The following is a 26,615-nucleotide window of genomic DNA, read 5'->3' on the forward strand; positions in this document are numbered from 1 at the left end:
CGGCACCGGCGCCGACCCCGCCCGCACCCTCCCGCCCGTACCTCCGAAAGGCACACACCGTGACGCAGGACGACCTCATCGCCCAGGCCCGGACCTGGCTCGCCGAGGACCCCGACAGCGAGACCCGCGAGGAGCTCGCCAAGCTCATCGAGGCCGGTGAGACCGACGAGCTCGCCGCCCGCTTCGCCGGGACGCTGCAGTTCGGCACGGCCGGTCTCCGCGGCGAGCTGGGCGCGGGACCGATGCGGATGAACCGCTCGGTCGTCATCCGGGCCGCCGCCGGTCTCGCCGCGTACCTCAAGGCGAAGGGCCAGGAGGGAGGGCTCGTCGTCATCGGCTACGACGCCCGCTACAAGTCGGCCGACTTCGCCCGCGACACCGCCGCCGTGATGACCGGCGCCGGACTGCGCGCGGCCCTGCTGCCCCGCCCGCTGCCGACGCCCGTCCTCGCGTACGCCATAAGGCATCTGGGTGCCGTCGCCGGTGTCGAGGTGACCGCGAGTCACAACCCGCCGCGCGACAACGGCTACAAGGTCTACCTCGGCGACGGCTCGCAGATCGTGCCGCCCGCCGACGCGGAGATCGCCGCCGAGATCGACGCGGTCCGCTCGCTGAACGACGTACCGCGCCCTGAGGGAGGCTGGGAGACCCTCGGCGACGAGGTCCTGGAGGCCTATCTGGCCCGTACGGACGCCGTCCTGACCCCGGGCGGCCCGCGGAGCGTCCGGACCGTCTACACGGCCATGCACGGCGTCGGCAAGGACGTCCTGACGGCCGCCTTCGCCCGCGCCGGCTTCCCGCCGCCCGCGCTCGTCGCCGAGCAGGCCGAGCCGGACCCGGCGTTCCCGACGGTCGCCTTCCCGAACCCGGAGGAGCCGGGCGCCATGGACCTCGCCTTCGAGGCGGCCCGGGCCGTGGACCCCGACATCGTGATCGCCAACGACCCGGACGCCGACCGCTGCGCGGTGGCCGTGCCGGACGCGGCCGTCGAGGGCGGCTGGCGGATGCTGCGCGGTGACGAGGTGGGCTCGCTGCTCGCCGCGCACCTGGTGCACAAGGGGGCGCGGGGCGTGTTCGCCGAGTCGATCGTGTCGTCCTCGCTGCTCGGCCGGATCGCCGAGGCGGCGGGCGTCGGCCACGAGGAGACGCTGACCGGCTTCAAGTGGATCGCCCGCGTGGACGGCCTGCGGTACGGCTACGAGGAGGCGCTGGGCTACTGCGTCGACCCGGAGGGCGTCCGCGACAAGGACGGCATCACGGCCGCGCTGCTCGTCGCCGAGCTGGCCTCGGAGCTGAAGGAGCAGGACCGTACGCTGACGGATCTGCTTGACGACCTGGCCGTGGCCCACGGGCTGCACGCCACCGACCAGCTGTCGGTGCGCGTCGAGGACCTGAGCGTCATCGCCGACGCGATGAGCGCGCTGCGCGAGCGGCCGCCGGTCCACCTCGCGGACCTGACGGTCACCTCGGCCGAGGACCTGACGAAGGGCACGGAGTCGCTGCCCCCGACGGACGGTCTTCGCTACTACCTGGAGGGCGAGCACAAGGCCCGGGTGATCGTCCGCCCGAGCGGCACCGAGCCCAAGCTCAAGTGCTACCTGGAGGTCGTCGTCCCGGTCGCCGACGCGAGCGAGCTGGCGACGGCCCGTGCGAAGGGCGCCGAGATCCTCGCCGCGATCAAGCGGGACCTGTCGGCCGCCGCCGGCCTGTAGTACCCCCTGTGAGGCCCGTACGGAAACGGTTCCGTACGGGCCTCACGGCATTCCCGTACGGGTGAATTCGGTACGGCAACGGAGGTAACGCGCGTCCCGCGATCAGGTGGTCCGGGCCAGGGTGACCCCGGTATCCCGCCGAGCGCCCCTGGAGCCGCCGCAGTGCCCCCGGTCCTGACCGCCCGACCGACCGTCCCCGCCTCGCGGGGACTGCCGTCCCCGCGCCGCGCGGATCTCCCGGAGCGGGTGCGCGGCGCGCTGCGGCACGCGGCGCCCGCGCTGCTCGGCTATGTCGGCGTGCGGCTCCTGGGGCTCCTGGTGATCACGCGCTGGGTGCATCTGCAGGGGCACGGCGTCTGGCCCACGCTGGCCACCTCCTGGGACTCGCGCTGGTATCTCGCCATCGCCGACCACGGGTACGAGCCCGAGCCCGGCGAACCGGGCGGCCACCGGATCATGGCCTTCTTCCCGCTCTACCCGGCGCTCGTCAAGGCGTTCGCGGCCGTCACCCCGGGCTCGCGCGCCTCCGTCGGTCTCGTCCTCGCGGTGCTCTGCTCGCTGGCCGCCGCCTGGGGCGTCTTCGCGGTCGGGGACCGGCTGTACGGGCGCCGGGCGGGGACGGTCCTCGCGGTGCTCTGGGGCGCGCTGCCGGTGGCCGCCGTCCAGTGGATGGGGTACACGGAGTCGCTGTTCACCGCGCTCGCCGCCTGGGCGCTGTACGCGGCCCTGGACGGGCGCTGGGCGTGGGCGGCCTCTCTCGCGGTCGCGGCGGGGCTGACCCGGCCGACCGGTGTCGCGGTCGCGGCGGCGGTGAGCGTCGCCGGGCTCCTCGCCGCGCGGCGCGGCAGCCGGCCGGCGCTCGCCGCCGCTCTCGCCGCCCCGCTGGGCTGGCTGGGCTACGTCGGCTGGGTGGGGCTGCGACTGGGCCGCTGGGACGGCTACTTCGCGGTCCAGAAGGCCTGGAGCAACGAATGGGACGGCGGCGCGGTGACCCTGCGGCGGCTGCGCGCCCATCTCGTCTACGCCCAGGATCCTCAGCTGTTCCTGGTCGTCGTCTCGCTCGTGCTGATCGCCGCCGCGGCGCTGTTCCCGCTCTGTGTCGCCGACCGCCAGCCGCTGCCTCTGCTCGTCTTCGCGGGCGTGCTGCTCCTGGTGGTCCTCGGCAGCGGGGGCGTGTACTTCCCGCGCGCCCGTTTCCTGCTGCCCGCCTTCCCGCTGCTGCTGCCGCCGGCGCTCGCGATCTGCCGGGCCCGCCGCCATGTGGCGGCCCTGGTGCTCGCGGGCGCGGCCCTGTCCTCGGCGTGGCTGGGCGGGCACATGCTCCTGGTCTGGCCGGGGCCGCCGTGAGCCCTCCCTGACGCGGGCTGCCGACCGCCGGGTCAGACCGCCAGCAGGATCACCATGAGGACGAGCCCGGCCACCGCCGGGGCGATGATCTCGTACGCCCAGCGCACCTGCGGCTCGCCCTGGGCGGTCGGGCGGGAGCCGCAGTGCTCGGCGAGGTCGCGGAGGTCGGCGATGGTCTGGTCGGCCGGGGCGAGCCGGGACTTGGAGTCCCGTACGTCGGCGGAGACGGAGGTGCGGCCGTGCGGGTCGTCCTGGGCGGCGCGCGCCTGGCGGCGGGCCGCGCTCTTGCGCTGGCGCAGCGAGACGGGGACGGCCCAGAGCTGGTACTTGGCCCCGTCGCGGGTGAAGGCCTCGCTGGAGTAGCCGGCGCGCACGTCGGCGACCGCGGCCCAGGGCAGGGTGATGTACCGGAAGGGGTTGCGGATCCGGAGCCGGTCCTCGTTGACGTACACCGCGGGCCGGACCGTGAACGCCACGACGAGCGGCACCACGAGCAGCAGGCCCGCCAGGGCCAGCCACGGCGTGCGGCCCTCGCCCCTGATCATCGCGTCACCGCAGAACCAGGCGGTGAGGCCGAGCAGCAGGACGCCGCCCGCGATCCCGGAGTTCGAACGGAAGACGCGGTCGGCGGAGGCCGGCTCGTCGGACGGCTGGGGCGGCTCGGGGGTCGTCATGCGGCCGATTCTGCCTCAGCGCCCGGCGCTCGGCTCAAGCGGCTCGGGTGACCATGTCGGCGTAGAGAATGATGTTGTCGGGCCGGTGGCCGTCGACCAGCTCTCCCCCGCAGGTGATCAGCCGCAGTTCGGGCCGCGGGGTGTCCCCGTACACCTTCTGCGTCGGGAACGTCTTCTTGTCCACCTGCTCCAGCTCGCGCACCCGGAAGACGGCGGTGGTGCCGTCGGCGCGGGTGACGGTGATCTCGTCGCCCACACGGACCTTGGCGACGTTCTTGAGTACGGCGGGGCCGCGCGCGGTGTCGAAGTGGCCGATCAGGATCGCGGGGCCGGTCTCGCCGGGCGTGACGCCCTTGTCGTACCAGCCGATGCGTTCGGCGTCCGCCTCTGAGGGGACCTCGACCGTGCCGTCCGCGGCCAGGCCCAGCTCCAGGACGGGGCCGGTGGGGCCGGTGTCGACGCCGGCGGCGGGCAGCTGGACCCGGACCGGCGTGGAGCGCGGCAGGGGCGTGGCGGCGGGCCGCGCCGTCGGGGCGGGCGCGGCGGTCGGCGACACCTTCGCGGGCGGGGTCGCGGTCTGGGGCGGCGCGCTCTCGGCACCGCAGCCCGCGAGCGCGACCACGGCGACGGCGGCCGTGACGGCGGCGAGGAGGGCGGGGGCGGTACGGCGGTTCACGGGCGGCTCCGAACGGGGTGTGGCCGGCCGCCGCACGGGGTGTGCGACGGCCGGCCCTGGGGTGGGGTGGTGCGCCTGCTCGGGTCAATGGCAGGGGTGGGTGGGTGGTGCGGGTGCGGGCGCGGGCGCGGGTCAGCCGCGGGCGCCGGCGGTGCGGCGGCGCAGCGCGACGAAGCCGAGGCCCGCGGCGGCGACGGAGGCCGCGCCCGCGCCGGCCACGATCAGCGCCGTGTCGTCCGTGCCGTTGCCGACCTCGGCACCGGCCGCGACGCCGCCCTTGGGCACGACGGTGGTCTGCGTGTTCTGGTGGCCTGCGGAGGGAGCGGTGGTGGGCGCGCAGTCCTTCGGGAGCTTCGGGAAGTCGGTGTAGCGGTACGGCGTGTCGCCGCCCTGGGTGCGCTGGCCGAGCTTCGGGGTGGCGGTGTCGGCGCCCACGATCTTGAGACCGTTGGCCTCGTCGACGGGCCGGTTGCGGTCGACGGTGGCGCCCACCGTGCCGTCCAGGTCCTTCAGCACGGCCTTCGGGCCCTTGACCGGGTCGTTGGTCAGGAAGATCTTCAGCTCGTCGTCGAGGAAGACCGAGGGGATGACCTGCGTGACGACGCAGCCGTCCTGGGAGGGGGACGGGGTCGGCGTCGGCGTCGGCGTGGACTGCGACGGGGTGGACTGCGACGGGGTGGGCTTGGGGGTCGGGGTGCCGGTGCTCACCAGCGCGGGCGCCGCCTGCTTCGTGGAGCCGGGGATGTACGCGGCGAACCCGCCGTCCTGCTCCAGGACCACCACGGCCTTGCCGTACGTCCAGACCGCCCGGTCGCCGTTCAGGTAGGTGAAGCCGCGGCCCTGGCCGTTCTCGATCAGCTGGAGGCCGTAACGGCCGTCCTTCTCGGCGAGTTCGAGGACGGTGCCGTCGGCGAGCCTGTACGTGCCGGGCTCCGCGCCGGGGACGTAGTTGCCGGTCCAGTGGAGGGTGCGGCCGTCCTCGAAGAGGACGAAGAAGGCGCCGTTGTCGTTGCCGGCGGCGGGGCGGGTGTCGGCGTCGAGCACACCGACCGGGTGGACCCCGAAGAAGAGCTCGGCGCGGTGGTGGAGCGCGTCGACCTTGTAGATCTTGGCGATGGTGCCGCCGGAGAGGGTCTCGGTCCGAACGAGGGTGCCGGCGCTCTCGGCGGTGCCGGCGGGCTTCACGTCGGCGGGCTTCACGTCGGCGGCGAAGGCGGCACCGGCGGTGAGGGCCGGGGTGATCGCGACGCCTGCGAGGAGGGCGGTGGCGACGGCGGTGCGAAGGGCGGTGCGCATAACGACTCCTGTGGATCAGAACAGGTCGGGTGAGGAAGAGCCGCATGCCGCTGACATCTCGTTCGGTTGGGGCCGGTGAGTTCTGGCTGGCTGCAGGAAAGAATTTAATGATCTTGTATGGAGGAGCCGTCCGCTCCCTGTCACAGGCGTGTGACAGGCCTCACGTCCCCCGCGCTCACCTGGGGATTCGCAGGCGCGTACGAGCGCGGGGCTGTACAGGCCGCTACGCGCGTAGATATGCTCGACTGGTGACCATGCCCACCACTGCATCCGCAGCACCCGCATTCTCCGACGTGACCGCGTCCGACAGTGCGCTGCGCCGCTTCCTCCACGGGCTGCCCGGCGTCGACGCCGTCGGCCTGGAGGCGCGCGCCGCGTCCCTCGGCACCCGCTCGATCAAGACCACGGCCAAGGCGTACGCCATCGACCTGGCCATCTCCATGATCGACCTGACGACGCTCGAAGGCGCGGACACCCCGGGCAAGGTCCGGGCGCTCGCCGCCAAGGCCGTCAACCCCGATCCGACCGACCGTACGACCCCGACGACCGCCGCGGTCTGCGTCTACCCCGACATGGTGGCCACGGCGAAGGAGGCCCTGAAGGGCTCCGCCGTCAAGGTCGCCTCCGTCGCCACCGCCTTCCCGGCCGGCCGCGCCGCGCTCCCCGTGAAGCTCGCGGACACCCGTGACGCCGTCGCCGCCGGGGCCGACGAGATCGACATGGTGATCGACCGCGGCGCCTTCCTCGCGGGCGACTACATGAAGGTCTACGAGGAGATCCGGGCCGTGAAGGAGGCCTCCGGCCCCGCACGGCTCAAGGTGATCTTCGAGACCGGCGAGCTGTCCACGTACGACAACATCCGCCGTGCCTCCTGGCTCGGCATGATGGCGGGCGCGGACTTCATCAAGACCTCGACCGGCAAGGTCGCGGTCAACGCCACCCCGGCCAACACGCTCCTCATGCTGGAGGCCGTGCGCGACTTCCGCGCGCAGACCGGCGTCCAGATCGGCGTGAAGCCGGCGGGCGGCATCCGCACCACGAAGGACGCCATCAAGTTCCTGGTCCTGGTCAACGAGACCGTCGGCGAGGACTGGCTGGACAACCACTGGTTCCGCTTCGGTGCCTCCAGCCTGCTCAACGACCTGCTCATGCAGCGTCAGAAGCTGGCGACCGGCCGCTACTCCGGCCCCGATTACGTGACGGTGGACTGATCAACATGGCATCTGTATTCGAGTACGCACCGGCGCCCGAGTCCCGCTCCGTCGTCGACATCGCTCCGTCGTACGGCCTGTTCATCGACGGCGAGTTCGTCGACGCGGCCGACGGCAAGGTCTTCAAGACCGTCTCCCCCTCCACCGAGGAGGTCCTCTCCGAGGTCGCCCAGGCGGGCGCCGAGGACGTCGACCGCGCGGTGAAGGCGGCACGCAAGGCGTTCGACAAGTGGTCGGCGCTGCCCGGCTCCGAGCGCGCCAAGTACCTCTTCCGTATCGCCCGGATCATCCAGGAGCGCAGCCGCGAGCTCGCCGTCCTGGAGACCCTGGACAACGGCAAGCCGATCAAGGAGACCCGCGACGCGGACCTCCCGCTGGTCGCCGCGCACTTCTTCTACTACGCGGGCTGGGCCGACAAGCTCGACCACGCGGGCTACGGCCCGAACCCGCGGCCGCTGGGCGTGGCCGGCCAGGTCATCCCGTGGAACTTCCCGCTGCTGATGCTGGCGTGGAAGATCGCCCCGGCGCTCGCGACCGGCAACACGGTCGTCCTGAAGCCCGCCGAGACGACCCCGCTCTCCGCGCTCTTCTTCGCGGACATCTGCCGCCAGGCCGGACTGCCGAAGGGTGTCGTCAACATCCTTCCCGGTTACGGCGAGACGGGCGCCGCGCTCGTCGAGCACCCGGACGTGAACAAGGTCGCCTTCACCGGTTCGACCGCGGTCGGCAAGGCCATCGCGCGCTCGGTCGCGGGCACGCACAAGAAGGTCACCCTGGAGCTGGGCGGCAAGGGCGCGAACATCGTCTTCGACGACGCCCCGATCGACCAGGCCGTCGAGGGCATCGTCAACGGCATCTTCTTCAACCAGGGCCAGGTCTGCTGCGCGGGTTCGCGCCTGCTGGTCCAGGAGTCGATCCACGACGAGCTGCTCGACTCGCTGAAGCGCCGCCTCTCGACGCTGCGCCTCGGCGACCCGCTGGACAAGAACACGGACATCGGCGCCATCAACTCGGCCGAGCAGCTCTCCCGCATCACCTCGCTGGTGGAGCAGGGCGAGTCGGAGGGCGCCGAGCGCTGGACGGCGGCCTGCGAGATCCCGTCCGCCGGCTACTGGTTCGCCCCGACGCTCTTCACGAACGTCACGCAGGCGCACACCGTCGCCCGCGACGAGATCTTCGGCCCGGTCCTGTCCGTGCTGACGTTCCGTACGCCGGACGAGGCGGTCGCCAAGGCGAACAACAGCCAGTACGGCCTGTCGGCCGGCATCTGGACGGAGAAGGGCTCGCGCATCCTCGCGGTCGCGAGCAAGCTCCGGGCCGGTGTCGTCTGGGCCAACACGTTCAACAAGTTCGACCCGACCTCGCCCTTCGGCGGCTACAAGGAGTCGGGCTTCGGCCGCGAGGGCGGCCGTCACGGTCTGGAGGCCTACCTCGATGTCTGACGTGACCCGTCTGAGCGTCTTCAAGACCTACAAGCTGTACGTCGGGGGCAAGTTCCCCCGCTCCGAGAGCGGCCGGGTGTACGAGGTGACCGACCCCAAGGGCAAGTGGCTGGCGAACGTGCCTCTCTCCTCCCGCAAGGACGCCCGTGACGCGGTCGTCGCGGCCCGCAAGGCCTTCGGCGGCTGGTCGGGCGCGACGGCGTACAACCGCGGCCAGATCCTCTACCGCATCGCCGAGATGCTGGAGGGCCGCCGGGACCAGTTCGTCCGCGAGGTCGCGGACGCGGAGGGCCTGTCGAAGTCCAAGGCGGCCGTGGTCGTCGACGCGGCGATCGACCGCTGGGTCTGGTACGCGGGCTGGACGGACAAGATCGGCCAGATCGTGGGCGGGGCGAACCCGGTCGCGGGCCCGTACTTCAACCTCTCGACGCCCGAACCGACGGGCGTGGTGGCGGTACTGGCCCCGCAGGACTCGTCGTTCCTGGGCCTGGTCTCGGTCGTCGCCCCGGTGATCGCGACCGGCAACACGGCGGTCGTCGTCGCGAGCGAGAAGGCACCGCTGCCGGCCCTGTCCCTGGGCGAGGTGCTGGCCACCTCCGACCTGCCGGGCGGAGTCGTCAACATCCTCTCCGGCAAGGCCGCGGAGATGGGCCCGCACCTGGCGGCCCACCAGGACGTGAACGCGATCGACCTGACGGGCGCGGACACGGATCTGGCGCGCGACCTGGAGATCGCGGCGGCGGACAACCTCAAGCGCGTCCTGCGCCCGGCCCCCGTCGACTTCTCGGAGTCCCCGGACACGCGCCGCCTGACGGCCTTCCTGGAAACGAAGACGGTCTGGCACCCCACGGGCTCTCTGGGCGCGAGCGGCTCCGCGTACTAGACGACGTCACCCGCCCCGGGGGTGGTGGGCATCTGGCACACCCCCGGGGCGCGCTGCGCTCTCCCGGCCGTTCGCCCCGTGGGCCTGGGGCGCACACGTCGTCCAGGCCCGAGCAACGGGCGCCGCGCGTCGTGGCGTTGAGCCGCTCACAACAGCGTCAGTCGAGCCCCAACCTCGCCGCTACGCCGTCCAGCACGCACTCCAAGCCCGTCTCGAACTGCCACCCCGCGTCGTCCTTGCGCGCCGCGCCCTGCGTGTAGCGGCGGTACGTCGGGTAGCGGCCCGTCTCCATCAGGTACGACATCTGCGGGGCGAGCCCGCGGCGCGTGTCGTCGCCGTTCTCCCAGCCCTGTTCCTTCATGTACTGGGCGAGCGACACCTCCGCCTGCGTCGCCCCGTGCACATACGCGCTCACCGCGCGAAACGCGGCCATCATCGTGTCGACGTCCAGGCCGAGCCCGTCCAGTGACGCCAACTGACGTTCCGCCGCGGCCATCCGCCTCGGGGTGATCGCGAACAACGGGGCCGGCAGCTGGGCCAGCCAGGGGTGGCGCAGCATCGACTCCCGCGTCGAGACCGCGTACGCGCGCAGCGTCTCGCGCCAGCCCGTCGTCTCCTCCCCCGGTTCCAGCTCGCCCGAGACCTGGTCGACCATGACCGCCCACAGTTCGTCCTTGCCCGCCACGTGCCGGTACGCGGCCATGGGCGCGACTCCCAGCTCGGTGGCGATCCGCCGCATGGTGACGGCGGCCATGCCCTCGCGGTCGGCGACCTCGATCGCGACCGAGGCGATGCGCTGGGGGGTCAGGGAAGCCCGTGGCGTCGCCGTGGGCCGCTCCAGGCGCTCCCACAGCGACACCTTGTTCGTCTCGTCCTCTTTCGCCACGTCGGCCTCCCTCTCCTCGCGTACAGCGTATGCCCAGTAGACGCCGTACACACTCGCGTGTACGTTGTACACCCAACGGATACGCCGTACACACGCAACCGCTGAGGGACCCATGAACCCGCTCCGCATCGCCGTGATCCAGGGCTCCACCCGCGACGGCCGCCTCGGCCCCGTCGTCGCCGACTGGGTGCTCGCGCACGCCGCCGCCCGCCCCGACATGACCACCGATCTGATCGACCTCGCCGAGACCCCGCTGCCCACCGTCTTCCCGCAGCTCGGCCAGGCGCCCACCGCCGCCGAGGACCGCGCCCTGCTCGCCGCCGTCTCGCCGCGCCTGGCCGCCGCCGACGCCTTCGTCGTCGTCACGCCCGAGTACAACCACAGCTTTCCCGCGTCCCTGAAGAACGCCATCGACTGGCACAACAGGGAGTGGCACGCCAAGCCCGTCGGCTTCGTCGCGTACGGCGGCTTCTCCGCCGGCCTGCGCGCGGTCGAGCATCTGCGCGCGGTCTTCGCCGAACTGCACGCCGTCACCATCCGCGAGGCGGTCGGACTCCAGGGCGTCTGGGGCCGGTTCGACGCCGAGGGCCAGGCGACCGACCCCGCGGCCGACACCGCCGCGAAGTCGATGCTCGACCAACTCGCCTGGTGGGCCGAGGCCCTGCGCGAGGCCCGCACCAAGAAGCCCTACGCGGCCTGAGCCATGACGACTCCTCAGGAAACCTCGCGCATCCCCTACCTGGGGATCTCCGGGCTCATGCTCGGCATCGTCCTCGCCACCCTCGACGGCACCATCGTCGGCACCGCGCTCCCCACCATCGCCGGGGAGCTCGGCGGCCTCGACGAGCTCTCCTGGGTGGTGACCTCCTACCTCCTCACCACGGCCGTCGCCACACCTCTCTGGGGCAAGTGCGGCGATCTGTACGGACGCAAGGGCGCCTATCTCGCCTCCGTGGCCGTCTTCCTCGCCGGCTCGGTCCTCTCGGGACTCGCCCAGACCATGGGGCAGCTCATCGCGTTCCGCGCCCTCCAGGGCATCGGCGCGGGCGGCCTGATGGTCGGCGCGTTCGCCCTCATCGGTGTGCTCGTCGCCCCGCGCGACAGCGCCAAGGTGCAGTCGATCAGCGCGGCCATGCTGCCGATCGCCTTCGTCGGCGGGCCGCTGCTCGGCGGCTTCCTCACCGACCATCTCAGCTGGCGCTGGGCGTTCTACGTCAACGTGCCCGTCGGCCTCGCCGCCCTGCTGATCGTCGGCCTCGCCATCCGGGTCCGCACCGAGCGGATCCGGGCCCGCGTCGACTGGCCCGGCGCCCTGCTGCTCACGCTCGCCATCCTCGCCCTGACCCTGCTCGCGAGCTGGGCCGGCACCGCCCACGGCTGGGCCTCGCCACAGATCCTGGGCCTGGGCGCGGTCGCGGCCGCGGCGCTCGCCCTGTTCGTCCGGGCCGAGCGGCGGGCCGAGGAGCCCGTCATCCCGCCCCGCCTCTTCCGCAGCCGCAACTTCACCCTCGCCCAGGTCCTCAGCTTCCTCGTCGGCGCGGGCATGCTCGCCGCGATGAACTACCTGCCGCAGTACCTTCAGTTCGCGCGCGGCCAGTCGTCGACGGCCAGCGGGCTGCTCCTGCTGCCGCTCATGCTCGGCATGCTCGGCGTGCAGCTGGTGACGGGCCGGATCATCGGCCGCACCGGCCGCTACCGCGTCCACCCGATCCTCGGCGGCGCCCTGATGACGGCCGGCGCGCTCGCCCTGCTCACGCTCGACGTCGCCACCCCCACCCCCGTCGCCTCCGCGCTGACCCTGATCGTCGGCGCCGGCATGGGCTTCCTCATGCAGTCGACGCTGCTGATCACCCTGAACAGCGCGGAGCCGCGCGACATGGGCGCGGCCAGCGGAACCGTCACCCTGGTCCGTACGATCGGCGGCTCGCTGGGCGTCGCGACGCTCGGCGCGGTCTTCACCGCCCGGCTCGCCGGGAAGGACACCCGGCTGACCCCGGACCGGCTGCGGGAGCTCCCCGCGCCGGTACGGGAGGAGTTCGCGGCGGCGGTGACGAGCGGGCTGCACGGGGTGCTCCTGGGGACGGCCGTGCTGGCCGCGCTCGCCTTCGCCGCGGCCTGGTTCGTACGGGAGATCCCCCTGCGGACCGCGCCCGCGGAGGCCCCCGGGGGCGCTAGTTCGCGGGAAGCATCCCCGTCACCTCACCGACCAGCGGCAGATCGTCCAGCGCGCCGCCCTTCGTGACGTGGTCCGTCACCAGGTTCGTGCCCACGGGCTTGAAGTCGGCGACCTGGGTGCCGAGTCCGTTGTCCAGCGGGTCGACCCCGGTGTTGGCCAGCGGGTCGAGCTGGAGGCTGGTCAGCGGACCGACGGCGTGGCCGGTGGCCCCGAGCGCCGCGACCGCGTCGCTGCCGGCGAGCGTGCCCAGTGGCAGCGGCGCCGGAGCCGGGGCCGCCTGGGCCGCCGCGGCGCCCGCGCCGAGCACCGCGGCGCCCGCCGCCGTCGCCGTCAGCCCGGCCTTCAGCAGGGCGCTGCGACGGGAGGTCCTGGATTGTGCGTGACGCGCCATGGGATTCCTTCGGCGTTGAGTAATCGGAGAGACACCGAGCGTAGTTGAGGTGTGATGCTCGATACCAACGCCCTCCCTCGGGGGTCCCCTGCCCGGGGGAATGCTTCACACTGGTGTCCCGTGAGTTCCCAACCGATCCCGACCCGTGTCGTCCTGCTCGCGGGCCCCTCAGGCTCCGGCAAGTCGTCCCTCGCCGCCGTCACCGGCCTCCCGGTACTGCGCCTCGACGACTTCTACAAGGAGGGCGACGACCCGACACTCCCGCTGGTCGCGGGCAGCGCCGACATCGACTGGGACTCCCCACGTTCGTGGGACGCGGACGCCGCCGTCGCCGCGATCGTGGAGCTGTGCCGTACGGGACGGACGGACGTCCCCGTGTACGACATCGCCACCAGCGCGCGCGTGGACCACGACGCCCTGGACATCGGCCGTACGCCGCTGTTCGTCGCCGAGGGGATCTTCGCGGCGGAGATCGTGCGCCGCTGCGAGGAGCTCGGGGTGCTCGCCGACGCGCTGTGCCTGCGGGGCCGCCCGTCGACGACGTTCCGCCGCCGGCTCGTGCGCGATCTGAAGGAGGGCCGCAAGTCGGTCCCGTTCCTGCTGCGCCGCGGCTGGCGCCTGATGCGCTCCGAGCGTTCGATCGTGGCCCGCCAGACGGCGCTCGGCGCCCACCCCTGCGCCAAGCAGGAGGCCCTGGGCCGCCTCGCCGCGGCGGCGGCGGGCCGCCACCGCACCCCTGCGGCGCGCTGACGCCCCCGACGACAGAACGCGGGTCGTACAAGCCCCCCCGGCTTGTCCGACCCGCGTCCGTTTCCCCCGTACGTCCCCCGTGTTTCCCCCGTTGCCCCCGTTGCCCCCCGTGCCTTCAGGCCACCAGCTCGCCGAAGGACTCCTCCTCGTCACGGCCGAAGCTCAGGACCTCGTCCTCGCGCAGCCGGCGCAGGGAGCGCCAGATGCTCGACTTCACCGTGCCGACACTGATGTCCAGGATCTCCGCGATCTCCGGATCCGTACGGCCCTCGTAGTAGCGCAGCACCAGCATCGTGCGCTGGAGCTCGGGCAGCCGGGCCAGGGCCTGCCACAGCACCGCCCGCAGCTCGGTCCCGCGCATCGCGTCGGTGTCGCCCGCCGTCTCCGGCAGCTCCTCCGTCGGGTACTCGTTGAGCTTGCGCCGGCGCCACGCGCTGATGTGCAGGTTCGTCATGGTGCGGCGCAGGTAGCCGCCGACCGCCGCCTTGTCGCTGATCCGGTCCCACGCCCGGTACGTCGAGAACAGCGCGCTCTGCAGCAGGTCCTCGGCCTCGAAGCGGTCCCCGGTCAGGTGGTAGGCGGTGGCGTACAGGGAGGCGCGGCGCTCCTGGACGTAGGCGGTGAACTCCGCCTCCGACAGCGACTGCCGCTCCCCCTTGACCTCCCCGTACGCCGCTCCCCCGTCAGCCACGGCCACCATGTACGGCGCCTTGTGCTGACGCCCGACGCTGCGAACGCACCCCCGCCCGTTCACCGCGCCGGACTTCTCCGTGCTCCGCACGACGACATCGTGGAGACGCGTGACAACTGCGCTTGAGGTGGTGCTGTGCAGTGCGTTCATCTCGCGCCCCCCGTCGGTTGGAGTGTGTTTCTGTCCGTGTGCCAAGAAGCTTGCCCGGCCCACTTCATCGCGGTGTCCGCCGACTGTCACAGGCGTGTCACAGGGCCGGGTCCGCCCGCGCGGTCGAACTCCGATGGCTCATGGGACAGAATGGCGCCCGTGCCTTTCCTGTTGCTGATCGAGGACGACGACGCCATCCGCACGGCCCTCGAACTCTCCCTGTCACGCCAGGGCCACCGTGTGGCCACCGCGGCGACGGGCGAGGACGGCCTCAAACTGCTCCGCGAGCAGCGTCCGGACCTCGTCGTCCTGGACGTCATGCTGCCCGGGATCGACGGCTTCGAGGTGTGCCGGCGCATCCGGCGCACCGACCAGCTGCCGATCATTCTGCTGACCGCGCGCAGCGACGACATCGATGTGGTCGTCGGCCTGGAGTCCGGGGCGGACGACTATGTCGTCAAGCCGGTCCAGGGGCGGGTCCTCGACGCCCGGATCCGGGCCGTACTGCGGCGTGGTGAGCGGGAGTCCACCGACTCGGCGACCTTCGGCTCGCTCGTCATCGACCGTTCGGCGATGACGGTGACGAAGAACGGGGAGGACCTGCAGCTCACGCCGACCGAGCTGCGGCTGCTCCTGGAGCTGAGCCGGCGGCCGGGACAGGCCCTGTCGCGTCAGCAGCTGCTGCGTCTGGTGTGGGAGCACGACTACCTGGGCGACTCGCGGCTGGTGGACGCGTGCGTCCAGCGGCTGCGCGCCAAGGTGGAGGACGTGCCGTCCTCGCCGACCCTGATCCGCACCGTGCGGGGCGTGGGCTACCGGCTGGATGTCCCTGCGTGAGAAAGGGGATATTCGCGGGCCTGCGCTTCACCAGCCTGCGGCTGCGTCTGGTCGTCGTCTTCGCGCTCGTGGCGCTGACCGCCGCCGTGTCCGCCTCCGGGATCGCGTACTGGCTGAACCGTGAGGCGGTCCTGACCCGCACGCAGGACGGGGCCCTGAACGACTTCCGGCAGGAGATGCAGAACCGGGCCGCGACGCTGCCGCTGCATCCCTCCGAGGAGGATCTGCGGCGTACCGCCGAGCAGATGGCCGACGGGAGCGCCGGATACAGCGTGCTGCTGCTCGGGGAGCGGGACGCGGGCAAGCCGATCGTCGGGGCCTCGGACCCGGACACCTTCACGCTGGCCGACGTACCGTCCTCGCTGCAGGACGCGGTGGAGACCGAGCGGCCGGTCAAGGAGGGCAACGCCCACCCGTACCACCTGTTCTGGCAGCGCACGCAGCGCGGCCAGACGCCGTATCTGGTCGGCGGGACGAAGGTCGACGGCGGCGGGCCGACGGGCTACATGTTCAAGTCGCTGGAGGCCGAGCGGGCCGATCTGAACTCGCTCGCCTGGTCGTTGGGGATCGCGACGGCGCTCGCGCTGGTCGGTTCCGCGCTGCTCGCGCAGGCCGCCGCCACCACCGTCCTGCGGCCGGTGCACCGGCTCGGCGAGGCGGCCAGGCAGCTGGGCGAGGGGAAGCTCGACACCCGGCTGCGGGTCTCGGGCACGGACGAACTGGCCGATCTGTCGCGGACGTTCAACAGCGCGGCCGAGTCGCTGCAGAAGAAGGTCGCCGACATGAGCGCGCGGGAGGAGTCCAGCCGGCGCTTCGTCGCGGACATGTCCCACGAGCTGCGGACCCCGCTGACCGCGCTGACGGCCGTGACGGAGGTCCTGGAGGACGAGCAGGACTCCCTCGACCCGATGATCGCGCCGGCCGTGGCGCTCGTGGTGAGCGAGACGCGGCGGCTCAACGACCTGGTGGAGAACCTGATGGAGGTGACCCGCTTCGACGCGGGCACCGCCCGGCTCGTCCTCGACGACGTCGACGTCGCCGACCAGGTCACCGCGTGCATCGACGCGCGGGCCTGGCTGGACGCCGTGGAGCTGGACGCCGAGCGCGGGATCATGGCGCGGCTCGACCCGCGCCGGCTCGACGTGATCCTGGCGAATCTGATCGGCAACGCGCTCAAGCACGGCGGATCGCCGGTGCGCGTCGCGATCCATACGGAGGGCCAGGAGCTGGTGATCGAGGTACGGGATCACGGTCCGGGCATCCCGGAGGAGGTCCTGCCGCATGTCTTCGACCGGTTCTACAAGGCGAGCGCGTCGCGGCCCCGGTCGGACGGCAGCGGTCTGGGTCTGTCGATCGCGATGGAGAACGCGCTGATCCACGGCGGTTCGATCACGGCCGCGAACTCGCCGGACGGCGACGGCGCGGTGTTCGTCCTGCGTCTGCCGCAGGACGCCGACGCCGACGCCGATGCGGGGACTCCGGACGGCGGCGAGCAGGGCGAGGTGGAGGAGACTTGAGACGGCTTCGCCGTACGGGAGTGCTGGCGGCGGTCGTCGTGGCGGCCGCGTTCGCTTCCGGGTGCGGGATCAGGACGACGTCGGTGCCCGTGGACGCGGGTCCGGCCCCCTCTCGGGTGCCGTGCAGCGTCTCGGGTGAGGAGGTCGCCATCCAGACGACGGGCATCCCGGTGCGGGTCTTCCTGCTGTGCGGTTCGCAGCTGGAGGCGGTCGACCGGCGGTCGCCGCTGCCGGAGGAGAAGGCGGGCGGGGACCCGGTGCGGACCGCGTCCGCGCTGCTCGCGCAGTTGCAGAGCGAGCCGTCGCAGAGCGAGCAGGAGGCCGGGTTCTCGACGGCGGTGAAGGGGCCGCTGGTCGTCGTCGGCGGGCAGAAGGGCGATCCCGCGGACACCCTGCGGCTGAGCCGGCAGCCGGAGGATCTGACGGCGACCGCGCTGTCGCAGATCGTCTGCACCTTCGCGCACAGTTCGGCCGGGGCGGGCGAGGAGACCGTGGTCCTCGGCGGCCCGGGCCGCTACCCGCCGCGCCGCTACGCGTGCACGACCGAGCTGCGGGAGCGACCGGAGTCGGCGGCGCCGACGACGGCCGTTCCGAGCCCTTCTGCTTCCTGAAGCGTTTGTTCCGGTCCCCGGCGGAACCGATTCCGGGACGGGGCGCGTCTTGTGGGGCGTGCAGCGTCAAGGTTCGGGCGGCAGTGCCGCCGTGGTCGTACGCGTGGCGGGGTTCGCCCTCCTCCTCGCGCATCTGCTGCTCGTCGCCTGGGTGACACTCCGCCCACGGGACGTGGCCTGGGTGACGGCGCCGAACCTGACCCCACTGGCCGGGATCAAGGCGGATCTCGTACTCGGCCCGGCCGAGGCGGCCCGGCGGATCGGCGAGGGGCTACTGCTCCTGGCCCCGCTCGGGGTCCTGCTCCCGATGGCCGACGGGCGGCTTCATGTGTCGCCGTGGGCGTCCCTGGCCCGTACCGTCGCGGCCGGGGCGCTGGTGTCGCTCGCCGTCGAGCTGCTGCAGACGGCCGTCCCCGGGCAGGTCGTGGACGTGGACTCGCTGCTCCTGAACACCGCCGGGGTCGCCCTGGCCCATGTGCTCGTCGTCCCCGCGGGGCGGGCGCGGCTGCGCCGCCGGAGGGACAGCCGCCGGAGGGAGGGCGGGCCGGGCCGGTCCTCCTCGGGGACCAGGCGGGGCCGGGGTCCCGCCCTGCTGCGGGACGAGGGTTCTCAGGGGCCTACCCCGACGATTACCAGGGTCGGGATCGCCCCGTAGACCGACGCTTTGTCCCCCCGTCCGGGGCGACCATGGAGTCATCAGGGAGCCCGACGCAGCGGCTCTCTCCGGATGCCTCTCGAAGGAGCCCACCATGGCCGCACTTGCCCGCCCCCGTGACGGACGCATGATCGGCGGAGTGTGCGCAGCGCTGGCACGGCGCTTCGGCACCTCGGCCACCACCATGCGGGTCATCTTCCTCGTCTCGTGCCTGCTGCCCGGTCCGCAGTTCCTGCTGTACCTGGCGCTGTGGATGCTGCTGCCGGCCGAGAAGTCGGCGAGCACGGCCTGGTAGGGCCAGGTAGGGCCTGCTAGGAGCGACCGACTCGCACGTACGCCGATGGGGCGTCCACCCGGTCCGGGTGGACGCCCCATCGGCGTGCACGGGGTGGGTCAGCCGATGAGCGGCAGTCCGCCGTTCACGGGGAGGCCGCCGAGCAGGCCGCCGACCGGGGAGGCGCTGCCGAGCGCGCCGGTGGCGTTGTCGAGCGGGATGTTCTTCGTGGCGTGGTCGACCGTGGCCGGGAGGGTCGCGGCGCCCGAGCCGAGGGCGTTCTGGCCGGAGGCGAGGGACTCGGCGGCGCCGTCGGGGAGCTCGGTGAGACCGTCGCCCAGCGGCACGGTCTGGGTGACCAGGCCGAGCGCGTCGGGGACGGCGGGCGCGGCCGGGGCGGCGGCGGCCGTGCCGGCGGCGGCAGCGGCGAAAGCGGCACCGAGAGCGGCGACACCGAGCGTCTTGGCGGCAGACTGCTTCATCAGAAAGTCATCCTTGGGGATTTTGAGGATTTTGGAGCTTCGGGGAAAGCAGGGAAATCCGGGGAATGCAGAGCAGCTCTGCAAACTAGCCACCGAGTGACGCTCCCGCAAACACCGAAAGGCGGCCGGGGACGTGTCCCGCGGCCGCCTCACCCCTTCTCCCGAAGCCTGCCCTCACTCCGTCGGGCTGGAAGACTCGCTGGTCGTGGCGGTCTGCTGGAACAGCCATTCGGACTTCAGCTCGGCATATCCAGGCTTGATGACGTCATTGATCATCGCGAGACGTTCATCGAAAGGAATGAACGCTGATTTCATCGCATTGACCGTGAACCACGCCATGTCGTCGAGCGTGTAATCGAATGCCTCGATCAGCAGCTCGAATTCCCGGCTCATGCTCGTGCCGCTCATGAGCCGGTTGTCGGTGTTGACGGTGGCGCGGAAGTGCAGCCGGCGGAGCAGGCCGATCGGGTGCTCGGCGATGGAGGTGGCCGCACCGGTCTGCAGGTTGGAGCTCGGGCACATCTCCAGCGGGATGCGCTTGTCCCGCACGTACGCGGCGAGCCGGCCGAGCCGCACCGAGCCGTCCTCGGCGACCTCGATGTCGTCGATGATCCGGACGCCGTGGCCCAGCCGGTCGGCGCCGCACCACTGCAGGGCCTGCCAGATGGACGGCAGCCCGAAGGCCTCGCCGGCGTGGATCGTGAAGTGGTTGTTCTCCCGCTTGAGGTACTCGAAGGCGTCGAGGTGGCGGGTGGGCGGGTAGCCGGCCTCGGCGCCCGCGATGTCGAAGCCGACGACGCCGGAGTCGCGGTAGCGGTTGGCGAGTTCGGCGATCTCCAGGGCGCGGGCGGCGTGCCGCATGGCGGTCAGCAGCGCGCCGACGCGGATGCGGTGGCCGTTGGCCCTGGCCCGCCGCTCGCCCTCGCGGAAGCCCTCGTTGACGGCCTCGACGACCTCCTCCAGGGTGAGCCCGGCCTCCAGGTGCTGCTCGGGGGCGTAGCGCACCTCGGCGTAGACGACACCGTCCTCCGCGAGGTCCACCGCGCACTCGGCGGCGACGCGGACGAGGGCCTCGCGGGTCTGCATGACGGCGCAGGTGTGCGCGAAGGTCTCCAGATAGCGTTCCAGCGAGCCGGAGTCGGCGGCCTCGCGGAACCAGATGCCGAGCTTGTCGGGCTCGGTCTCGGGGAGGTTGTCGTAGCCCTGGGCGAGGGCGAGTTCGATGATCGTGCCGGGGCGCAGTCCGCCGTCGAGGTGGTCGTGGAGGAGCACCTTCGGGGCGCGGCGGATCTGGTCCGCGGTGGGGACGTTGGGGATCTGGCTCGTCATTGCCGCACTCTAGCCCCTACGCGCGTAGAGCGCCCCTCCTCAACTCGCTTGTCGATACGTAACAGTGACCGCGCGTACGGATGGCGTACACCTCGGCTTCTGAGACTGTTCTGCCATGGCGCACTCCGCACTCGTAGGGACTGCCGGCAGCCGGACACCCCGGCTCGGACGGCCCGTCGGCGCATCGCACCCCGGTACGGCGGTGGGCGGTGTGGTCCTGCTCCTTCCGGACGGGGAGCCGGCCTCCGCGCGGGGCGCCTCGCTCCGGGCGCACGCGGCGCTGCTGCCGCTGGGCCGGCACCTGGTCAGGGCGGGGCAGGGGGACGGTCTGGTGGCGCACGTGGTGCGCTACCGGGGGCGCGGCTGGAACGGTGCGGACGCCCAGTTGGCCGCGGACGCGTCCTGGGCGGTGGCGGAGGCGGTACGGCGCTACGGCGACGTCCCGGTCTGTCTGGCGGGCCACGGGATGGGCGCGCGGGCGGCGCTGCGGGCGGCCGGGCACACGGCGGTGGACGCGGTGCTCGCGCTGGCGCCGTGGCTGCCGGAGGCCGACGTGGCGGCGGAGCCGGAGCCGGTGCGGCAGCTGGTGGGGCGGCGGGTCCTGATCGTGCACGGCACGAACGACGCGCGGACGGACCCGGAACTGTCGTACCGGCTGGCGGAGCGGGCGAAGAAGGCGAACCGCGACACGTGCCGGTTCGAGGTGCACTCGGACGGCCACGCGCTGCGCCAGTACCACGAGGAAGTCCGCGCCCTGGCCGCGGACTTCGTGCTCGGCTCGCTCTTCTCCCGCCCGTACGCCCGCCCGGTCGCCGACGCGCTGGCGGCTCCGCCGCCGCTGGGACTGCGCATGCCCCTGGCGGCGGGCTTCGGCCGGCCGCCGCGCCGGTAGGGGGCGGGGGATCTCCCCCACCCCACCCCTCCCCGAAACTCTGACGAGACCAGGGGCTCCGCCCCCCGCACCCCCGACGCGGCAGCTTCGCGCCGCGAGCACGCGGGGGGCATCCGGGACGCCGGCGCGGCGGACGTCCGCACCACGGCCACCGAGGGCGATGCCGTCCCCGCCCCCGGCCGGAACCGGCTCGCCCGCCGCGCCGTGCGGTGTGCACCGGCACGGCCGGGTCTCGCCGGCGGTGGCCGGCCCGTGCCACGTGCCAGGTCCTGAAGTCGAGGATCCGGTGCGCCGGCACGGCCGGGTCTCGCCGGCGGTGGCCGGCGCCTGCCACGTGCCAGGTCCTGACGTCGAGGATCCGGTGCGCCGGCACGGCCGGGTCTCGCCGGCGGGGGCCGGCCCGTGCCACGTGCCAGGTCCTGAAGTCGAGGATCTGGGCCGGCCGGCCCCGCCTGGCCCGCGGCCGGAAGCGGCTGCCGCGCGCCGCGAGCACCCCGGCGGGGGCATCGCCGCAGCCCCACGCGCCGCGAAGACCCGGACCAGCGCCCCGCCCGCCAGCAGGGGGCAGCTACGCGCCGTCGCGGGTGGGGGCGTTACTCCGGGAGCAGGTTGCCTCGTTTGCTCAGGAGGAACTTCTTGAAGGCGGCCACCGGGGCCGTGTCCGGGTGGCCGTCGAGCCAGGCGACGCCGATTTCGCGGATGGCGCGGGGGGCCGTCACGTTGAGTTCGACGACGCCCGGGCGGGGGACCGCCGGTGGGGGGAGGAGGGCGACGCCCAGGCCGGCGGCGACCAGGCCCCGCAGGGTCTCGGCCTCCTCGCCCTCGAAGGCGACGCGGGGTTTGAAGCCGGCCTCGGCGCACAGGTCGTCGGTGATGCGGCGCAGGCCGTAGCCGGGTTCCAGGGTCACGAAGGTCTCCTCGGCGGCCTCCGCGAGGCGGACCCGCTTGCGCGCGGCGAGCCGGTGGTCGTCGGGCACCACCAGGCGCAGGCGCTGTTCGTCGATGCGGCGGGCGACCAGGTCCGGGGCGTCGGGCACGGGCGAGGTCAGGCACAGGTCCAGGTCCCCGGCGCGTAGCCGCTCGATCATCGCCTCGCCGTAGTTCTGGACCAGCGTGAACCGCACCCGGGGGTGGTCCACGCGGAAGGCCCGGATGAGGCCCGGCACCGTCTCCGAGCCCATCGTGTGCAGGAAGCCGAAGGCGACCCGCCCGGCCGCCGGGTCCGCGTCCGCGCGTACGGAGTCCGCGGCCCGCTCGACCTCCGCCAGGGCGCGCTCGGCGGAGGTGAGGAAGCGGCGGCCGGCCGGGGTGAGCGAGACCGTACGGCCCTTGCGGGCGAACAGGGCCACCCCCAGGTCCTGTTCGAGCCGGACCATCGCCCGCGAGAGCGTCGACTGCGGCACCCCCATCTCGGCGGCCGCCCTGGTCACATGCTCGTGCCGGGCCACGGCCGCGAAGTACGCGAGCCGTGGCGCGAGCAGCAGTCCCATGTCTTCTTCGTTACTGTTCGGTGACAGCCAACCCTGTGACCTGTACTCATGCGCCATGGGAACGATTACAGCAGTTCCGTGCATTGGACGCATGAAACCTGGTCGGCCTACGTTCGACGCATGCCTTCCGCCAGTACCAAGGCGGCCGCCACCAGCACGGCCGCCGCCCTCGACACCCGCCTCTCCCCCGGCGCTCCCGGCTACCGCCGCATGAGCTTCGCCCTCTTCGCCGCCGGTCTCGCCGCCTTCGCGCTCCTCTACTCCACCCAGGCCCTCCTCCCCGCGATCTCCGCGGAGTTCGGCGCCACCGCCTCCGCCGCCTCCTGGACGGTCTCCGCCGCGACCGGCGCCCTCGCCCTCCTCGTCCTCCCGATGAGCGCCCTCTCCGAGCGCTTCGGCCGGCGCACGCTGATGACCGCCTCGCTCGCCGTCGCGACCGCCGTCGGCCTCCTCGTCCCCTTCGCCCCGAACCTGGAGTGGCTGGTCGCCCTGCGGGCGGTGCAGGGCGCGGCGCTCGCGGGCCTGCCCGCCTCCGCGATGGCGTTCCTGGCCGAGGAGGTGCGGCCGAAGGCGCTGATCGCCGCGATCGGCCTGTTCGTCGCGGGCAACTCCCTCGGCGGCATGAGCGGCCGGATCGTCACCGGCTGGGCGGCCCAGCTGGGCGGCTGGCGTGCCGGGCTCCTCGCGGTCGGTCTGATGGCGGTCGTCTGCGCGGTCGTCTTCCGGCTCCTGATCCCCAAGGCCCGTCACTTCACGCCCGGTTCGCTCAACCCGAAGGCGCTGGCGGCGACGGTCCGCACCCACCTCGCCGACCCGCTGCTGATGCGCCTGTACGCGATCGGCGCGCTGTTCATGACGGTGTTCGGCGCGGTCTACACCGTGATCGGCTACCGCCTCGTCGAGGCCCCGTTCTCGCTCCCGCAGGGCGTGATCGGCTCGATCTTCCTGGTCTACCTCGTCGGTACGGTCTCCTCGGCCGCGGCCGGGAAGCTGGTCGGCCGCCTCGGCCGGCGCGGGGCGCTCTACCTGGCGGTCTCCACGACCGCGGCGGGCCTGCTGCTCTCCCTCGCCGACAGCCTGGCCGCGGTCCTGCTCGGCCTGGTCCTGATCACGGCCGGCTTCTTCGCCGGGCACGCGGTCGCCTCCTCCGCGGTGAGCCGGACCGCGAAGACCGGCCGCGCGCAGGCCTCGGCGCTCTACCAGTCCGCGTACTACCTGGGCAGCAGCGCGGGCGGCACGCTGGGCGCGGTCGCCTTCCACTCCGGCGGCTGGGCGGGCACGGTCCTGCTGGGCCTGATCGCGGTCCTCGGCGTCGTGTCGATCACGCTGTACGGGACCCACAGCGCCCGCCTGGAGGCCCGGCGCTTCCAGGTCCGTACGGCTCACTGAATCCGTAGCGGGAACGTACAACCGCACCGCTCCCCCGTTCGTCCTAAGTCATAGGACTCAAGGGGGAGTTGGTGATCATGAACGGGATGCGGAAGCGGGCGGGGATCGTCCTCGGCATCACCTCCATGGTGGTGCCGCTGACGGTCGCGCTCGGTGCGGGCCCGGCCCAGGCGGCGTCGTGCAACGTGACGACGGGGCCGTACCAGAAGCAGGTGGAGAAGTTCCTGGGCCGGCCCGTGGACGGGCGGCAGTCGCTCGCCGACTGCCAGGCCGTCCAGGCCTTCCAGCGCAAGCACGGCATCACCCCGACCATGGGGTACGCCGGTCCGCTGACCTGGCGGACGATGAACACGATGCTGGCGCAGAAGGCGGCCGGCACGAACCCGAACAAGGCCGGGAAGTGCCCCACGAACAAGGGCCGGATCGCCTGTGTCGACCTGACCCGGCAGCTGAGCTGGATCCAGGACGGCTCCCGGCTGAAGTACGGCCCGGTGCCGGTCCGTACGGGCAAGGACGGGACGGAGACCCGTACCGGCTCCAAGAGGATCTACTGGCGCAACATCAACCACTGGTCGACGATCTACCACGTGTCCATGCCGTACTCGCAGTTCTTCGACGGCGGGCAGGCCTTCCACTCCACCACCAAGTCCATGTGGAACCCGCCGGGTTCGGGCGGCTGCGTCAACATGCGCCCGGCCGATGCCAAGGCGTACTGGAACCTGCTGAGGAACGGCGACGACGTGTTCGTCTACGGGCGGAAGCCGGGAACCTGACCCGGTTGTCGGTGGGCTGCGGTAGCTTCCCCTCATCGGCACAGCACGGGTGCCGATGAGGGGCGAGTGGGGTGGACCTGCATGACGGAGCAGCTGGAGACGTACCGTACGGAGCTGACCGGTTACTGCTACCGGATGCTCGGATCGTCGTTCGAGGCCGAGGACGCCGTGCAGGACACGATGGTCCGGGCCTGGAAGTCCATCGACTCCTTCGAGGGGCGCTCGTCGCTGCGCTCCTGGCTCTACCGCATCGCGACGAACGTGTGCCTGGACTCGCTCAACGCGGGCAACAGACGGGCCCGGCCGATGGATCTGACGGCCGCGACGCCGGTCGCCCAGGCGCAGCTGACCGCCCGGCCGGAGATCACCTGGCTGGAGCCGGTGCCGGACGGGCGGGTGCTGCCGTCGGTGGCCGACCCGGCGGACACGGCGGTGTCCCGGGAGACCGTGCGGCTGGCGTTCGTGGCCGCGCTGCAGCATCTGCCGCCCAAGCAGCGCGCGGTGCTGATCCTGCGCGAGGTGCTGGCCTGGAAGGCGAGCGAGGTCGCCGAGCTGCTCGACACCACGGTCGCCTCGGTCAACAGCGCGCTCCAGCGGGCGCGCGCGACCCTCGCCGAGAACGAGCCCAAGGCCTCGGACAGCGCCGACCCGCTCGACGAGGAGCAGAAGGAGCTCCTGGAGCGCTATGTCGCCGCCTTCGAGGGCTACGACATGAAGGCGCTGACCGCGCTCCTGCACGAGGACGCGACGATGTCCATGCCGCCGTACGACCTGTGGCTGCGCGGACACGACGACATCGTGGGCTGGATGCTCGGGGTCGGCGACGTCTGCCGGGGCTCGAAGCTGGTGCCGACCGTGGCCAACGGTTCGCCGGCGTTCGCGCACTACCACCCGGAGCCGGACGGCGGATACAGCCCGTGGGCGCTGATCGTCCTGGAGGTCAGGGACGGCAAGGTCGGCGGGATGGACTTCTTCCTGGACACCAAGCGCTGGTTCCCTCTCTTCGACCTGCCGGAGCGCCTGGAGGCGTAGTCGGGGGCCTGATCACAGGACGTCCGCGAGGCCGACGAGGTCGAGAAGGGCCCGCAGTCCGGGCCCGGCGCCCTGGAACCGCAGCCGGTGGCCGAGGCGCCCGGCGGTGAGTCTCAGCCGGGCCAGGGCGTCCACGGCGGCGAGATCGGCGTGCGCGAGCGCGCCGATCTCGCAGATCACGTCCGTGGGCGGCACCTCTTCGAGCGCGGCGCACAGGCGGGCGACCTCGTCCGGGGTGGCCCGGGCGGCGAGGGTCAGAACGAGCGGTTGACTGGTGTCCACACCAAGGAGACCCGCGCCACGGCCAGAACTCATCGCAGCCCCTAGGCTGCGGCCCATGACCCAAGATCCTTTGCCCCCGGTCGAGCTGGTGATCTTCGACTGCGACGGCGTCCTGGTGGACAGCGAGCGGATCTACTGCCGTGTCGACCACGAGGTCTTCACGTCGCTCGGCGCGGAGTTCACGGAGGCGGAGGTCGTCGAGCACTTCGTCGGCTCGTCGAACGAGGCGTACACGGCGCTGCTGGAGGAGAGGCTCGGGCGGCGCCTTGAGCCGGACTGGCACGCGCCGTACCGCCACCGGTACGAGCAGGCCCTGGACGCGGAGCTGACGGTGGTCGACGGGATCACGGACGCGCTGGACGCCCTGGAGGTCCCGTTCTGCCTGGCGTCCAACGGCAGCCACGCCTCGATCCGCCGCAACCTGACGCGGGTGGGTCTGCTCCACCGCTTCGAGGAGCGGATCTTCAGCGCCCGCGATGTGGCGCGGGGCAAGCCGGCCCCGGACCTGTTCCTGCGCGCGGCGGCCACGATGGGGGTCGCGCCCGAGCGGTGCGCGGTGGTCGAGGACAGCCCGTACGGTGTCGCGGCGGCCCGCGCGGCGGGCATGCGCGCCTTCGGCTACTGCGGGGGCCTGACGCGGGCGGACCGGCTGATGGGCCCGCGGACGCTGGTCTTCGACGACATGAGCCGGCTGCCGAAGCTGCTCGGCGAGCCGCTGGTCTGAGCGCGGCGGACCGGTCGCGGCAGCCGCGGGATCACCTCGGGTG

Annotated in this window: 28 protein-coding genes; 18 read left to right on the plus strand and 10 right to left on the minus strand. The window is 72.6% G+C overall.

Annotated features, from left to right (window positions below; translation table 11 throughout):
* Nucleotides 1-59: 59 nt before the first annotated feature.
* Both FDM97_RS30630 and FDM97_RS30635 read left to right on the plus strand, forming a co-directional pair.
* The gene (locus FDM97_RS30630) at nt 60-1,712 is read left to right on the plus strand and encodes a phospho-sugar mutase (protein ID WP_137993729.1); all 1,653 of its coding nucleotides are present in this window, start codon (nt 60-62) and stop codon (nt 1,710-1,712) included.
* A gap of 162 nt (nt 1,713-1,874) precedes the next feature.
* On the plus strand, nt 1,875-3,059 hold the full coding sequence (locus tag FDM97_RS30635) for a hypothetical protein (protein WP_137993730.1): 1,185 nt from the start codon (nt 1,875-1,877) through the stop codon (nt 3,057-3,059).
* 32 nt (nt 3,060-3,091) lie between these two features.
* Here the strand turns inward: FDM97_RS30635 and FDM97_RS30640 are convergent, their stop codons facing one another.
* The 3 genes from FDM97_RS30640 to FDM97_RS30650 all read right to left on the minus strand — a co-directional run bounded on the left by FDM97_RS30640 (nt 3,092) and on the right by FDM97_RS30650 (nt 5,705).
* Nucleotides 3,092-3,733 (minus strand): PH domain-containing protein, encoded by a 642-nt coding sequence (locus FDM97_RS30640; RefSeq protein WP_137993731.1) that lies wholly within the window; start codon nt 3,731-3,733, stop codon nt 3,092-3,094.
* A 34-nt stretch (nt 3,734-3,767) separates the two neighbouring features.
* Nucleotides 3,768-4,409: a class F sortase gene (locus FDM97_RS30645; protein WP_137993732.1), complete on the minus strand. Its 642-nt coding sequence runs from the start codon at nt 4,407-4,409 to the stop codon at nt 3,768-3,770.
* A gap of 132 nt (nt 4,410-4,541) precedes the next feature.
* Complete coding sequence (locus tag FDM97_RS30650; RefSeq protein ID WP_137993733.1) at nt 4,542-5,705, minus strand: hypothetical protein; 1,164 nt, start codon at nt 5,703-5,705, stop codon at nt 4,542-4,544.
* A 254-nt stretch (nt 5,706-5,959) separates the two neighbouring features.
* On the opposite strand from FDM97_RS30650, the gene deoC reads away from it, so the two are divergent.
* From deoC to FDM97_RS30665, 3 genes are read left to right on the plus strand one after another with little or no spacing between them, the layout of a single operon-like run.
* Nucleotides 5,960-6,916, plus strand: coding sequence for a deoxyribose-phosphate aldolase (deoC, locus tag FDM97_RS30655; RefSeq protein WP_137993734.1), 957 nt, complete (start codon nt 5,960-5,962; stop codon nt 6,914-6,916).
* Nucleotides 6,917-6,921: 5 nt separating this feature from the next.
* Nucleotides 6,922-8,358: an aldehyde dehydrogenase family protein gene (locus FDM97_RS30660; protein WP_137993735.1), complete on the plus strand. Its 1,437-nt coding sequence runs from the start codon at nt 6,922-6,924 to the stop codon at nt 8,356-8,358.
* A complete protein-coding gene (locus tag FDM97_RS30665) occupies nt 8,351-9,241 on the plus strand; it encodes an aldehyde dehydrogenase family protein (RefSeq protein ID WP_137993736.1) in 891 nt (296 codons plus the stop codon). The genes FDM97_RS30660 and FDM97_RS30665 overlap by 8 nt, the downstream gene beginning before the upstream one ends.
* Before the next feature lie 157 nt (nt 9,242-9,398).
* On the opposite strand, the gene FDM97_RS30670 is transcribed toward FDM97_RS30665, so the two are convergent.
* A complete protein-coding gene (locus FDM97_RS30670; protein WP_137993737.1) occupies nt 9,399-10,127 on the minus strand; it encodes a TetR/AcrR family transcriptional regulator in 729 nt (242 codons plus the stop codon).
* Between the two features lie 112 nt (nt 10,128-10,239).
* Here FDM97_RS30670 and FDM97_RS30675 point away from each other — a divergent pair, with 112 nt between their 5' ends.
* Together FDM97_RS30675 and FDM97_RS30680 are read left to right on the plus strand one after the other, a co-directional pair.
* Nucleotides 10,240-10,827: an NADPH-dependent FMN reductase gene (locus tag FDM97_RS30675; RefSeq protein WP_137993738.1), complete on the plus strand. Its 588-nt coding sequence runs from the start codon at nt 10,240-10,242 to the stop codon at nt 10,825-10,827.
* Nucleotides 10,828-10,830: 3 nt separating this feature from the next.
* Nucleotides 10,831-12,369: an MDR family MFS transporter gene (locus tag FDM97_RS30680; protein WP_254705809.1), complete on the plus strand. Its 1,539-nt coding sequence runs from the start codon at nt 10,831-10,833 to the stop codon at nt 12,367-12,369.
* On the opposite strand, the gene FDM97_RS30685 is transcribed toward FDM97_RS30680, so the two are convergent.
* On the minus strand, nt 12,299-12,694 hold the full coding sequence (locus FDM97_RS30685) for a hypothetical protein (protein WP_137993739.1): 396 nt from the start codon (nt 12,692-12,694) through the stop codon (nt 12,299-12,301). The genes FDM97_RS30680 and FDM97_RS30685 overlap by 71 nt on opposite strands.
* A gap of 54 nt (nt 12,695-12,748) precedes the next feature.
* On the opposite strand from FDM97_RS30685, the gene FDM97_RS30690 reads away from it, so the two are divergent.
* The gene (locus FDM97_RS30690; RefSeq protein ID WP_137993740.1) at nt 12,749-13,444 is read left to right on the plus strand and encodes a uridine kinase family protein; all 696 of its coding nucleotides are present in this window, start codon (nt 12,749-12,751) and stop codon (nt 13,442-13,444) included.
* Between the two features lie 115 nt (nt 13,445-13,559).
* On the opposite strand, the gene FDM97_RS30695 is transcribed toward FDM97_RS30690, so the two are convergent.
* Nucleotides 13,560-14,285 carry a SigE family RNA polymerase sigma factor gene (locus FDM97_RS30695; protein ID WP_137993741.1) on the minus strand — a complete coding sequence of 242 codons (726 nt, stop codon included), beginning with the start codon at nt 14,283-14,285 and terminating at the stop codon, nt 13,560-13,562.
* Nucleotides 14,286-14,444: 159 nt separating this feature from the next.
* On the opposite strand from FDM97_RS30695, the gene afsQ1 reads away from it, so the two are divergent.
* The 5 genes from afsQ1 to FDM97_RS30720 all read left to right on the plus strand — a co-directional run bounded on the left by afsQ1 (nt 14,445) and on the right by FDM97_RS30720 (nt 18,200).
* Complete coding sequence (gene afsQ1, locus FDM97_RS30700; RefSeq protein WP_175439295.1) at nt 14,445-15,122, plus strand: two-component system response regulator AfsQ1; 678 nt, start codon at nt 14,445-14,447, stop codon at nt 15,120-15,122.
* Nucleotides 15,119-16,639, plus strand: coding sequence for a sensor histidine kinase (locus tag FDM97_RS30705; RefSeq protein WP_137993744.1), 1,521 nt, complete (start codon nt 15,119-15,121; stop codon nt 16,637-16,639). The genes afsQ1 and FDM97_RS30705 overlap by 4 nt, the downstream gene beginning before the upstream one ends.
* Nucleotides 16,636-17,250, plus strand: a complete 615-nt coding sequence (locus tag FDM97_RS30710; RefSeq protein WP_137993745.1) for a hypothetical protein — start codon at nt 16,636-16,638, stop codon at nt 17,248-17,250. The genes FDM97_RS30705 and FDM97_RS30710 overlap by 4 nt, the downstream gene beginning before the upstream one ends.
* Nucleotides 17,251-17,308: 58 nt before the next feature.
* Nucleotides 17,309-17,905, plus strand: coding sequence for a VanZ family protein (locus tag FDM97_RS30715; RefSeq protein ID WP_137993746.1), 597 nt, complete (start codon nt 17,309-17,311; stop codon nt 17,903-17,905).
* Between the two features lie 94 nt (nt 17,906-17,999).
* The gene (locus tag FDM97_RS30720; protein WP_137993747.1) at nt 18,000-18,200 is read left to right on the plus strand and encodes a PspC domain-containing protein; all 201 of its coding nucleotides are present in this window, start codon (nt 18,000-18,002) and stop codon (nt 18,198-18,200) included.
* Nucleotides 18,201-18,298: 98 nt separating this feature from the next.
* Here FDM97_RS30720 and FDM97_RS30725 read toward each other — a convergent pair whose 3' ends face one another.
* Complete coding sequence (locus tag FDM97_RS30725; RefSeq protein WP_137993748.1) at nt 18,299-18,661, minus strand: hypothetical protein; 363 nt, start codon at nt 18,659-18,661, stop codon at nt 18,299-18,301.
* 174 nt (nt 18,662-18,835) lie between these two features.
* Nucleotides 18,836-19,990, minus strand: coding sequence for an adenosine deaminase (locus FDM97_RS30730; protein ID WP_137993749.1), 1,155 nt, complete (start codon nt 19,988-19,990; stop codon nt 18,836-18,838).
* A 115-nt stretch (nt 19,991-20,105) separates the two neighbouring features.
* Between FDM97_RS30730 and FDM97_RS30735 the strand changes: the two genes are divergently transcribed.
* Entirely contained in the window at nt 20,106-20,882 is a 777-nt protein-coding gene (locus FDM97_RS30735) for an alpha/beta hydrolase (RefSeq protein ID WP_137993750.1), read from the plus strand.
* A 593-nt stretch (nt 20,883-21,475) separates the two neighbouring features.
* On the opposite strand, the gene FDM97_RS30740 is transcribed toward FDM97_RS30735, so the two are convergent.
* A complete protein-coding gene (locus FDM97_RS30740) occupies nt 21,476-22,429 on the minus strand; it encodes a LysR family transcriptional regulator (RefSeq protein ID WP_137993751.1) in 954 nt (317 codons plus the stop codon).
* Nucleotides 22,430-22,492: 63 nt separating this feature from the next.
* Here FDM97_RS30740 and FDM97_RS30745 point away from each other — a divergent pair, with 63 nt between their 5' ends.
* The 3 genes from FDM97_RS30745 to FDM97_RS30755 all read left to right on the plus strand — a co-directional run bounded on the left by FDM97_RS30745 (nt 22,493) and on the right by FDM97_RS30755 (nt 25,566).
* Entirely contained in the window at nt 22,493-23,761 is a 1,269-nt protein-coding gene (locus FDM97_RS30745; RefSeq protein ID WP_137993752.1) for an MFS transporter, read from the plus strand.
* A gap of 125 nt (nt 23,762-23,886) precedes the next feature.
* On the plus strand, nt 23,887-24,534 hold the full coding sequence (locus FDM97_RS30750; RefSeq protein ID WP_254705985.1) for a L,D-transpeptidase family protein: 648 nt from the start codon (nt 23,887-23,889) through the stop codon (nt 24,532-24,534).
* A gap of 81 nt (nt 24,535-24,615) precedes the next feature.
* Nucleotides 24,616-25,566 carry a sigma-70 family RNA polymerase sigma factor gene (locus FDM97_RS30755; protein WP_137993753.1) on the plus strand — a complete coding sequence of 317 codons (951 nt, stop codon included), beginning with the start codon at nt 24,616-24,618 and terminating at the stop codon, nt 25,564-25,566.
* A gap of 12 nt (nt 25,567-25,578) precedes the next feature.
* Here the strand turns inward: FDM97_RS30755 and FDM97_RS30760 are convergent, their stop codons facing one another.
* Nucleotides 25,579-25,881 carry an STAS domain-containing protein gene (locus tag FDM97_RS30760; protein WP_254705810.1) on the minus strand — a complete coding sequence of 101 codons (303 nt, stop codon included), beginning with the start codon at nt 25,879-25,881 and terminating at the stop codon, nt 25,579-25,581.
* A 22-nt stretch (nt 25,882-25,903) separates the two neighbouring features.
* Between FDM97_RS30760 and FDM97_RS30765 the strand changes: the two genes are divergently transcribed.
* Nucleotides 25,904-26,572, plus strand: a complete 669-nt coding sequence (locus FDM97_RS30765) for an HAD family hydrolase (RefSeq protein WP_175439296.1) — start codon at nt 25,904-25,906, stop codon at nt 26,570-26,572.
* Nucleotides 26,573-26,615 lie beyond the last annotated feature (43 nt).

It is taken from the genome of Streptomyces vilmorinianum, assembly GCF_005517195.1.
GTDB lineage: Bacteria > Actinomycetota > Actinomycetes > Streptomycetales > Streptomycetaceae > Streptomyces > Streptomyces vilmorinianum.

What these genes read in the sequence shown, in the direction of transcription:
- FDM97_RS30755 (WP_137993753.1), top strand. Translation starts at nt 24,616, where the DNA reads ATGACGGAGCAGCTGGAGACGTACCGTACGGAGCTGACCGGTTACTGC.
- FDM97_RS30725 (WP_137993748.1), bottom strand. Translation starts at nt 18,661, where the DNA reads ATGAAGCAGTCTGCCGCCAAGACGCTCGGTGTCGCCGCTCTCGGTGCC.
- FDM97_RS30735 (WP_137993750.1), top strand. Translation starts at nt 20,106, where the DNA reads ATGGCGCACTCCGCACTCGTAGGGACTGCCGGCAGCCGGACACCCCGG.
- FDM97_RS30765 (WP_175439296.1), top strand. Translation starts at nt 25,904, where the DNA reads ATGACCCAAGATCCTTTGCCCCCGGTCGAGCTGGTGATCTTCGACTGC.
- FDM97_RS30640 (WP_137993731.1), bottom strand. Translation starts at nt 3,733, where the DNA reads ATGACGACCCCCGAGCCGCCCCAGCCGTCCGACGAGCCGGCCTCCGCC.
- FDM97_RS30745 (WP_137993752.1), top strand. Translation starts at nt 22,493, where the DNA reads ATGCCTTCCGCCAGTACCAAGGCGGCCGCCACCAGCACGGCCGCCGCC.
- FDM97_RS30760 (WP_254705810.1), bottom strand. Translation starts at nt 25,881, where the DNA reads ATGAGTTCTGGCCGTGGCGCGGGTCTCCTTGGTGTGGACACCAGTCAA.
- FDM97_RS30650 (WP_137993733.1), bottom strand. Translation starts at nt 5,705, where the DNA reads ATGCGCACCGCCCTTCGCACCGCCGTCGCCACCGCCCTCCTCGCAGGC.
- FDM97_RS30690 (WP_137993740.1), top strand. Translation starts at nt 12,749, where the DNA reads ATGCTCGATACCAACGCCCTCCCTCGGGGGTCCCCTGCCCGGGGGAAT.
- FDM97_RS30730 (WP_137993749.1), bottom strand. Translation starts at nt 19,990, where the DNA reads ATGACGAGCCAGATCCCCAACGTCCCCACCGCGGACCAGATCCGCCGC.
- FDM97_RS30720 (WP_137993747.1), top strand. Translation starts at nt 18,000, where the DNA reads ATGGCCGCACTTGCCCGCCCCCGTGACGGACGCATGATCGGCGGAGTG.
- FDM97_RS30695 (WP_137993741.1), bottom strand. Translation starts at nt 14,285, where the DNA reads ATGAACGCACTGCACAGCACCACCTCAAGCGCAGTTGTCACGCGTCTC.
- FDM97_RS30665 (WP_137993736.1), top strand. Translation starts at nt 8,351, where the DNA reads ATGTCTGACGTGACCCGTCTGAGCGTCTTCAAGACCTACAAGCTGTAC.
- FDM97_RS30660 (WP_137993735.1), top strand. Translation starts at nt 6,922, where the DNA reads ATGGCATCTGTATTCGAGTACGCACCGGCGCCCGAGTCCCGCTCCGTC.
- FDM97_RS30675 (WP_137993738.1), top strand. Translation starts at nt 10,240, where the DNA reads ATGAACCCGCTCCGCATCGCCGTGATCCAGGGCTCCACCCGCGACGGC.
- FDM97_RS30685 (WP_137993739.1), bottom strand. Translation starts at nt 12,694, where the DNA reads ATGGCGCGTCACGCACAATCCAGGACCTCCCGTCGCAGCGCCCTGCTG.
- FDM97_RS30740 (WP_137993751.1), bottom strand. Translation starts at nt 22,429, where the DNA reads ATGGCGCATGAGTACAGGTCACAGGGTTGGCTGTCACCGAACAGTAAC.
- deoC (WP_137993734.1), top strand. Translation starts at nt 5,960, where the DNA reads ATGCCCACCACTGCATCCGCAGCACCCGCATTCTCCGACGTGACCGCG.
- FDM97_RS30750 (WP_254705985.1), top strand. Translation starts at nt 23,887, where the DNA reads ATGGTGGTGCCGCTGACGGTCGCGCTCGGTGCGGGCCCGGCCCAGGCG.
- FDM97_RS30680 (WP_254705809.1), top strand. Translation starts at nt 10,831, where the DNA reads ATGACGACTCCTCAGGAAACCTCGCGCATCCCCTACCTGGGGATCTCC.